The following is a 7785-nucleotide window of genomic DNA, read 5'->3' as shown; positions in this document are numbered from 1 at the left end:
ATCATGTATCAGAAGCAAGTTGAAATTAGTGCAGAAAACGGCCTACACACTCGTCCAGCGGCGCAGTTCGTCAAAGAAGCAAAAAGCTATGACGCTGACATCACTGTTGAGTCAAACGGTAAGAGCGCGAGCGCGAAAAGCCTATTTAAACTGCAAACCCTTGGCTTGACCAAAGGCACCAAGGTGACTATCTCTGCTGAAGGTGCGCAAGCACAACAAGCCGTTGATCACCTGGTAAAACTGATGGACGAGCTGGAGTAATCCGGCTCTTTTTCTATCGGTTTTAAGTTGGATAAACGTAAGGTAAAGCTATGATTTCAGGCATCCTGGCATCACCTGGTATTGCTTTTGGTAAAGCACTGCTGTTGCAAGAAGAAGACGTTGTCATCAATAAAGATAAGATTGATGCGTCTCGAATTGAAAAAGAAATTCAGCGCGTATTGGATGCTCGCGAACAGTCTAAGACGCAACTCGAAGCGATCAAAGACAAAGCAAGGGAAACCTTCGGCGAAGAGAAAGAAGCGATCTTCGAAGGTCACATCATGCTACTAGAAGATGAAGAGCTGGAAGACGAGATTGTCAGCTTCATCAAATNACGCTGTGATTGAAGAGCAGGCGGTGACGCTTGAATCTCTGGATGATGATTATCTGAAAGAGCGTGCGGCAGATATCCGTGATATTGGTTCTCGTTTTGTTAAAAACGCACTCGGCATCAACATGGTGTCTCTGAGCGCGATCAACGAAGAAGTGATCCTGGTTGCGAATGATCTGACGCCTTCAGAAACAGCACAGGTTGACCTGAATTATGTGCTCGGTTTTATCACCGATATCGGTGGTCGCACCTCGCACTCGTCGATCATGGCACGCTCGTTAGAGCTTCCAGCGATTGTGGGCACTAACAACGCCACCGCCAATGTTAAAAACGGTGACATGTTGGTGCTTGATGCGATTAACAACCAAATTGTCGTTAATCCTTCTGACGACGAGCTCAACAAGTTTAAAGCGATTCGTGATCAACACATCGCGGAAAAAGCCGAGCTCGCGAAGCTCAAAGACTTGCCTGCTATCACATTAGACGGCCACCAAGTCGAAGTGTGCGGCAACGTGGGCACAGTAAAAGACTGTGACGGTGTAAACCGTAACGGTGGTGAAGGTGTGGGTCTTTATCGCACTGAGTTCTTGTTCATGGACCGTGACTCGCTCCCTACTGAAGAAGAGCAATATCAAGCGTATAAGGCGGTCGCAAAAGCGATTGATGGTCACCCAGTGATCATTCGCACCATGGACATTGGCGGTGACAAAGATCTGCCTTATATGGACCTGCCTGAAGAAATGAACCCATTCTTGGGCTGGCGAGCCGTCCGTATCAGTCTTGATCGTCGCGAAATTCTCCGCGATCAGCTACGTGCGATTCTACGCGCATCGGCACACGGTAAAATTCGTGTCATGTTCCCGATGATTATTTCTGTCGAAGAAATCCGCGAGCTAAAAGAAGCGATTGAAACTTACAAAGCAGAGCTACGCCAAGAAGGCCTCGACTTTGATGCTGATCTTGAAATCGGTGTAATGGTTGAGACACCGGCCGCGGCTGCAATCGCTCACCACCTCGCGAAAGAAGTGGAATTTTTCAGCATCGGCACTAACGATTTGACCCAATACACCTTAGCGGTCGATCGTGGTAATGAGCTTATTTCGCACCTGTACAATCCACTGTCTCCTGCAGTACTAACGGTTATCAAGCAAGTGATTGATGCCTCACATGCTGAAGGAAAATGGACGGGGATGTGCGGAGAGCTTGCAGGTGATGAGAAAGCAACGTTACTATTGATGGGAATGGGTTTGGATGAGTTCAGCATGAGTGCCATTTCTATCCCTCGCATCAAGAAGATTATCCGTAATGCCAACTTTGCTGATGTGAAAGCGATGGCCGACACAGCGCTCACTTTGCCAACTGCGGCAGAAATCGAGGCCTATGTCGAAAAATTTATTGCGGAAAAAACCGCTTGCTAATATACAATCAGCAAAGAATTACTGCTTAGGAGCAACACTATGGGTCTGTTCGACAAACTGAAGAAGTTGGTGTCTGAAGACAGCAACGACGCTAGTGCTATTGAAATTATCGCCCCATTGTCGGGTGAGATCGTCAACATCGAAGACGTGCCTGACGTTGTGTTTGCTGAGAAAATCGTCGGTGATGGTGTTGCGATTAAGCCATCTGGTGACAAAATGGTAGCGCCAGTAAACGGCACTATCGGTAAGATTTTCGAAACCAACCACGCTTTCTCAATTGAGTCAGACGATGGCGTCGAGCTTTTTGTTCACTTTGGTATCGACACCGTCGAGCTGAAAGGCGAAGGCTTCAAGCGCATTGCCGAAGAAGGTCAAATGGTTAAAGCCGGTGATACCGTGATTGAATTTGATTTAGCGACACTCGAAGAGAAAGCGAAATCAACACTGACACCTGTTGTGATCTCGAATATGGATGAGATCAAAGAGTTGACCAAACTATCAGGTGCCGTCACTGTGGGTGAAACCCCAGTATTACGCGTCACCAATTAATAAACCGTCTCTGGTTTAGACAAACGCAGCCAATTGGCTGCGTTTTTTTTTAAGCCATCGCTCGGCCATCACTCGTAAACTGAAAAAAGAAGCGTTTGACGCGTCGGCTTCTTGCCCAATAAAGGCTTGCCCAAGCTAGCCAAAGGCCGTGTAAAGCAAGCAGCCAATCAAACTGCCCCCCAGTGACGATGAACGTTTGCCAGACTTGATAAGCTTCCCATAGCCATAATAGCCAAACCCACCAATAGCCAATGTGCCAGTGTTGTCTTAGCCATTCAGGCGCTCTGTCGCAGTTACCGACTAATAACAACAACCCGAGCGGCACCACGCCAATTGCCAAGCTTATATAAAACGCCTTTAACTCAGGATAAACCAGCGCGAGCAACTCACTACCCTGCTCTCGACTCACGCCAGCCATTGCCAATAGCCACCACGCGCGGCTTAATAACAGTAAACACAACACGGCAATCTGCGGTGCCTTGATATACCCTTTGTCGTCAAAGTGATGAAATGTATCCATAAGCTTATTGATTGAGAAGTCACATATTTACCATGGCGACATGCAATAAAAACTGCAAGCCTAAAAGTAAAATTTGTTATCCTTGGGTGGAGTTATTTATTAAGCGTTACATGGAGCCCTTATGGCCAAAGCCAAAGCCAACGCGACGATTTCGCCAGAAACGCAACAAGACGCCATGCGCGTTGCGAAAGCCACGCAAAAACCGGGACAAACAAAAGCGCAGACCAAACTGATTGCAAAGGGATTGAAAAAGGGGTTGCCCAATATAAAAAGGAACAAAAAGCAAAAGCACGCGAGCAGGATAAAGCACGAAAAAAACAACAAAATAAACCATCAAGCGCCGCGCCTGTGAAAGCGTCTCAAGCCCCAGTCGATGACTCCAGCCCCGCTGAACCAGGGTTGGATAAAAGCTACAGCAGTCTCCCATGGCTTTTACTTGTGGTAAGCTGGATAGGGTTCATTGGCTATATATTGGTGAGGGCGTAATGTGGAAGCGACTGATAACGGTTATAGGGATCATCACTTTGGTTGGCTGCAGCAAAGGAGAAACGATGGCTAAACATCCGCCAGTGACGGCCTGTGGCGATAGCCCCAACTGTGTGTCTACGGCAGATACCCGAGAAAAATTCCAGCTGGCACCGCTTGATATCGCCAACGACAACGTGGCGTTTTCAGCCATTGTCGCGCATATCGCCGCCATGCCGCGCGCTGAGGTCGTCATCTCGCAAGATAATTACGCACACTTACGCTTCACCACTAAGGTGCTGCGCTTTGTGGATGATGTTGAAGTCTCGCTTGAGGGCAACCAACTCGCCCTTCGCTCCGCATCTCGGATTGGCTACTATGACTTTGGCGCCAACCGTCAACGTGCCGAGGTCATTCGCCAACGTTTAACCGACGCTGAGCTTATCACGCCTTAAGCGAGCAGCTAGTTGATATAAGAGCGAATATCGCGCTTTTTATCTTCGACCCAATCACGGCGGAACGGTCCCCAGTCTTTAAGCTGGTAGTAACCATCGTTATGACGCTTTCCATCTTGGATAAAAGTCATATCAATACCGAGCCCAGACAGTGATTTCAATACATCTTGGATCGTACGACGGGGCCAGCCTGTCGCCTCGATAAGGCGTGGCACATTTGGGCGTTCCATTTCTTCTACCAACACGGCAAGATAGAGACGCCGGGCGAATACCGGGTTTAGTTCCATATGAACCTCCAACAGTTACGAATGTTCCCATTATTCATGCCGCCTGCGAAGAGGCTTTGCGTTTGATCAAAAGGCCATCAAATCGACGTGCTGCAGACTCATTTAGTGGCACATTTCACACGCTTCATCCCTTATCGCATCGCCAAACGGCCCCTTCCCCACTATTGCGTTCAATGTTGAGCGATGTCACTCTTAATTGTCCGTAAATAATGATGATAACGACCATGACAACTGTATTTGGCATTAAAAACTGCGACACCCTAAAAAAAGCCCTTAAATGGTTGGATAACCAAGGCATTAACTATCAGTATCACGATTACCGCAAGACGGGGTTAGATGCCGAGATGTTACAGACCTTTGTTGCCGAATTAGGGTGGGAGCCTTTGATTAACAAGCGTGGCACCACTTATCGCCAGCTAAGTGACGAACAAAAAGCCAGCTTAGACCAACCCCGTGCGATTGCGATCATGTTAGACAATCCAGCGATCATTAAACGCCCTTTACTCGTACACGAAGGGAAGTACTATCTTGGCTTTAAAGAGAGCCAATACGCTGAGATTTTCGCGTAATGTAAGCACTTATTTACTGTTGCTGTAAGGAAACTCCAATGACTGATACTGCTACGCTGGCTTTGGCAAAAGACTTGATCAATCGTGAGTCGGTCACACCGGAAGATGCGGGTTGCCAAGCTCAAATGATTGCTCGATTAGAAGCCCTGGGCTTTACGATTGAAACCATGGTGTTTGACGATACCACCAACCTTTGGGCGAGACGGGGCACTGATGGGCCGCTCTTCACGTTTGCGGGCCACACCGATGTCGTCCCCGCTGGCCCGCGCGATCAATGGCATACGCCGCCATTTGAAGCCACTGTCATTGACGATCACCTTCATGGACGTGGCGCCGCGGACATGAAGGGCTCACTCGCCGCCATGGTTGTGGCTGTTGAGCGCTTTATTGCCGAGCATCCAGACCACTCGGGTTCACTCGCGTTTCTGATCACGTCGGATGAAGAAGGACCCTTTATTAATGGCACCACCCGCGTCGTCGATACGCTGATGGCTCGAAATGAGAAAATCGACATGTGTATTGTCGGTGAACCCTCAAGTACGAATCACGTCGGTGATGTGGTCAAAAACGGTCGTCGCGGATCCATCACTGGCGATTTGTACGTTAAAGGTGTACAAGGCCATGTCGCCTATCCGCACCTTGCAAGTAATCCTGTCCATCAGGCCATGCCAGCGCTAACAGAGTTAGTGCAAACAGTGTGGGATAATGGCAATGCTTTTTTCCCACCGACAAGCTTTCAAATCCCAAATATTGAGGCAGGTACCGGCGCAGCCAATGTGGTCCCGGGTGAGTGTCATGCGCAATTTAACTTCCGCTTTAGTACCGAGCTAGATAGTGAAACCATCAAACAGCGAGTTTATTCTATTCTGGACGCGCACGGGCTCGACTACACCTTAGAATGGACCCACAGTGGCGACCCGTTTTTGACCGATGAAGGTACCTTGCTTGATGCAGTTGTGGCCGCGGTTGAAGAGGTGAATCATCAAACGCCACAATTACTGACAACCGGTGGCACCTCCGATGGTCGTTTTATCGCCCAGATGGGCGCTCAAGTGATTGAGCTGGGTCCGGTCAATGCCACGATTCATAAGATCAATGAGTGTGTGAGTATTCCTGACTTAGAAAAGCTGACCGACATGTACCAAAAAGTGTTGGAAAAGGCGCTACCGTGAGCCTACGCGCAGCACAGTTGATTGGGCAAGACTCTTCAGCCCTTCAACCAATGAACGCGCAACCTGGGGCGCCCTGTTTGCATCAGGATGTGTTATCTGACGTCGCCGCCTTACAACAGGCGGCGAGTCGTGCTGGGTTCGCGTTGAGAGTCGCCAGTGGTTATCGCGCTTTTGAACGTCAGTTGGCGATCTGGAATGGTAAATTTAACGGCGATCTGCCTGTCCTTGATGCTCACAGCCAACCTATGGATATAACCCGCTTATCAGACAAGGAACGGGTGCACGCGATCTTACGCTGGTCGGCGTTACCCGGCGCCAGTCGACATCATTGGGGAACAGACATGGATGTGTACGATAAGCAGTCTCTTATCCCTGATCAGCCGCTGGCTTTAACCCCACCCGAATACGACAGTGGCCCGCAAGCGGCCTTTTCTTCTTGGCTACATGCCAATGTATCAGCATTTGGTTTCTTTCTTCCTTATGCGAGATACCAAGGCGGGGTTGCCAGAGAGCCATGGCACATCAGCCATATTGCCACCAGTGCATCAATGTTATCCGCTTTCTCTCAGGATATGCTCGCAGCTGCGATCACCCATGCGCCGATTTGTGGGAAAGACGCTATCCTCGGCCAATTAGATTGGATATATTCAACTTACGTCACCAACTTATGCGAGGTGGAAAGATGGAATGGCTAACCAATCCTTATGTGATTATTACCATTGTGGTCGCCGTGGTCGTGAGTAACATCATGGCGCTCAAATACACCGCCAACGCCAAGTTTGGGCTTAAATACAAAGACAAGCCTGATAAGCATCAACGTTCAGCGTCTGACGATGACGCAAAAGCACAGTCAGATCAAGACAACGCTCCGCACCATCAACGTGATGACCAATAAGCGCTTGGCTGACTCTTCGTTGCTACAGCGGCCTGGTTTGTTGAACAAGTCAATGGAACCATTCACCCAAGTTTACGCTCTGCTCCTATGAAGACCCAACCAAAGCAAACACATTGGACGAGATCGCAGTAACGTGCATGATGACAAACTTAATATCTATTATGATAAACGTGTTCCATTTTGATAAAATTTTTAGGGATTAATAGGCTGTGGTATCAGCCTTTTTATTTTTCTATAGAAAACGAGGGAGTGATAAAATTTACTCGAAGTCTCACTAATATCAAGGCCTTCAGAGCAATTCACTAACTCGAGCATCTTTCATTTTGTCTATCTCCCAGGCTGTCTTTCATTAGCATTGGCTCAGGTTCTCGCGTTGACAGTATTTTTACTCGGGGGTATATTTCTTTTCGCATTAATTTACGGTTTATGCTTATAAATGAATAGTGCAGTTCATTAACTTTAATCTGTATAGTACGTCTTTAGGATCTAAATAACATGAATAAAAAAAGTCTGTGTAAAAAATGGTGTCTTTTGTTAGTGGCGAGCTTGTTTGCTAATGCTTCATTTGCGCAAGATTGGCTAGAGGGTGTTTATATCAATCAAGACAAAGATTCTCTTATGGAAGAAGTGATTTTCTGTCAAGGTGGTAAAGCATATGCAGGTATGTCGCCTAGAAAGTATGAAATGACAACGAAGAACGATGAAAAGCTCGTTGTGCTAAAGTCAAACGGCGTATTTACTTTTAAAGTATCTGCTGATAACAAAGAACTGTTCCCTGTCGATGATTTCACCAAAAACTGGTTTACAGAAAAAACACTTCTTTTAGATAGTAATCGAACAGATACTTGTAAATAGAAGAGATC

Annotated in this window: 12 protein-coding genes and 1 pseudogene; 11 read left to right on the top strand and 2 right to left on the bottom strand. The window is 47.6% G+C overall.

From position 1 onward, the window contains the following. Positions 1–3 precede the first annotated feature (3 nt). From BZG79_RS09300 to crr, 3 genes and pseudogenes are all read left to right on the top strand, one after another. Entirely contained in the window at positions 4–261 is a 258-nt protein-coding gene (locus BZG79_RS09300) for an HPr family phosphocarrier protein (protein WP_025673281.1), read from the top strand. A 50-nt stretch (positions 262–311) separates the two neighbouring features. After that, positions 312–2010: pseudogene (ptsI, locus tag BZG79_RS09295) on the top strand (phosphoenolpyruvate-protein phosphotransferase PtsI). Positions 2011–2049: 39 nt separating this feature from the next. Next, positions 2050–2559 (top strand): PTS glucose transporter subunit IIA, encoded by a 510-nt coding sequence (crr, locus tag BZG79_RS09290; RefSeq protein ID WP_077774250.1) that lies wholly within the window; start codon positions 2050–2052, stop codon positions 2557–2559. 49 nt (positions 2560–2608) lie between these two features. Here crr and BZG79_RS09285 read toward each other — a convergent pair whose 3' ends face one another. Next, the gene (locus tag BZG79_RS09285; RefSeq protein WP_077679003.1) at positions 2609–3079 is read right to left on the bottom strand and encodes a DUF2919 family protein; all 471 of its coding nucleotides are present in this window, start codon (positions 3077–3079) and stop codon (positions 2609–2611) included. 121 nt (positions 3080–3200) lie between these two features. Here BZG79_RS09285 and BZG79_RS16675 point away from each other — a divergent pair, with 121 nt between their 5' ends. From BZG79_RS16675 to BZG79_RS09275, 3 genes are all read left to right on the top strand, one after another. Continuing rightward, positions 3201–3431, top strand: coding sequence for a DUF2956 family protein (locus BZG79_RS16675; protein WP_242414155.1), 231 nt, complete (start codon positions 3201–3203; stop codon positions 3429–3431). After that, complete coding sequence (locus BZG79_RS09280; RefSeq protein ID WP_242414156.1) at positions 3323–3565, top strand: DUF2956 family protein; 243 nt, start codon at positions 3323–3325, stop codon at positions 3563–3565. The genes BZG79_RS16675 and BZG79_RS09280 overlap by 109 nt, the downstream gene beginning before the upstream one ends. Positions 3566–3630: 65 nt before the next feature. Continuing rightward, the gene (locus BZG79_RS09275) at positions 3631–3999 is read left to right on the top strand and encodes a DUF1499 domain-containing protein (protein WP_199877685.1); all 369 of its coding nucleotides are present in this window, start codon (positions 3631–3633) and stop codon (positions 3997–3999) included. Between the two features lie 8 nt (positions 4000–4007). Here the strand turns inward: BZG79_RS09275 and BZG79_RS09270 are convergent, their stop codons facing one another. After that, positions 4008–4286, bottom strand: a complete 279-nt coding sequence (locus BZG79_RS09270; protein WP_077461603.1) for a helix-turn-helix domain-containing protein — start codon at positions 4284–4286, stop codon at positions 4008–4010. 224 nt (positions 4287–4510) lie between these two features. On the opposite strand from BZG79_RS09270, the gene BZG79_RS09265 reads away from it, so the two are divergent. The 5 genes from BZG79_RS09265 (at position 4511) to BZG79_RS09245 (ending at position 7777) form a co-directional block, all read left to right on the top strand. Beyond that, entirely contained in the window at positions 4511–4855 is a 345-nt protein-coding gene (locus tag BZG79_RS09265) for an ArsC family reductase (RefSeq protein ID WP_077575941.1), read from the top strand. A 38-nt stretch (positions 4856–4893) separates the two neighbouring features. After that, positions 4894–6027: a succinyl-diaminopimelate desuccinylase gene (dapE, locus tag BZG79_RS09260; RefSeq protein ID WP_077774248.1), complete on the top strand. Its 1134-nt coding sequence runs from the start codon at positions 4894–4896 to the stop codon at positions 6025–6027. Next, a complete protein-coding gene (locus tag BZG79_RS09255) occupies positions 6024–6722 on the top strand; it encodes a M15 family metallopeptidase (protein WP_242414154.1) in 699 nt (232 codons plus the stop codon). The genes dapE and BZG79_RS09255 overlap by 4 nt, the downstream gene beginning before the upstream one ends. Beyond that, on the top strand, positions 6710–6922 hold the full coding sequence (locus BZG79_RS09250; protein WP_077774247.1) for a DUF2897 family protein: 213 nt from the start codon (positions 6710–6712) through the stop codon (positions 6920–6922). The genes BZG79_RS09255 and BZG79_RS09250 overlap by 13 nt, the downstream gene beginning before the upstream one ends. Positions 6923–7417: 495 nt before the next feature. Further along, positions 7418–7777: a hypothetical protein gene (locus BZG79_RS09245; protein ID WP_077678999.1), complete on the top strand. Its 360-nt coding sequence runs from the start codon at positions 7418–7420 to the stop codon at positions 7775–7777. Positions 7778–7785 lie beyond the last annotated feature (8 nt).

The organism is Salinivibrio sp. MA427 (assembly GCF_001996115.1).
Lineage (GTDB): Bacteria > Pseudomonadota > Gammaproteobacteria > Enterobacterales > Vibrionaceae > Salinivibrio > Salinivibrio costicola.
This window is presented reverse-complemented; position numbering and strand designations above follow the sequence as displayed.

Coding starts and splice junctions, on each gene's coding strand:
- BZG79_RS09300 (WP_025673281.1), top strand. CDS start 4: ATGTATCAGAAGCAAGTTGAAATTAGTGCAGAAAACGGCCTACACACT.
- crr (WP_077774250.1), top strand. CDS start 2,050: ATGGGTCTGTTCGACAAACTGAAGAAGTTGGTGTCTGAAGACAGCAAC.
- BZG79_RS09285 (WP_077679003.1), bottom strand. CDS start 3,079: ATGGATACATTTCATCACTTTGACGACAAAGGGTATATCAAGGCACCG.
- BZG79_RS16675 (WP_242414155.1), top strand. CDS start 3,201: ATGGCCAAAGCCAAAGCCAACGCGACGATTTCGCCAGAAACGCAACAA.
- BZG79_RS09275 (WP_199877685.1), top strand. CDS start 3,631: ATGGCTAAACATCCGCCAGTGACGGCCTGTGGCGATAGCCCCAACTGT.
- BZG79_RS09270 (WP_077461603.1), bottom strand. CDS start 4,286: ATGGAACTAAACCCGGTATTCGCCCGGCGTCTCTATCTTGCCGTGTTG.
- BZG79_RS09265 (WP_077575941.1), top strand. CDS start 4,511: ATGACAACTGTATTTGGCATTAAAAACTGCGACACCCTAAAAAAAGCC.
- dapE (WP_077774248.1), top strand. CDS start 4,894: ATGACTGATACTGCTACGCTGGCTTTGGCAAAAGACTTGATCAATCGT.
- BZG79_RS09250 (WP_077774247.1), top strand. CDS start 6,710: ATGGAATGGCTAACCAATCCTTATGTGATTATTACCATTGTGGTCGCC.
- BZG79_RS09245 (WP_077678999.1), top strand. CDS start 7,418: ATGAATAAAAAAAGTCTGTGTAAAAAATGGTGTCTTTTGTTAGTGGCG.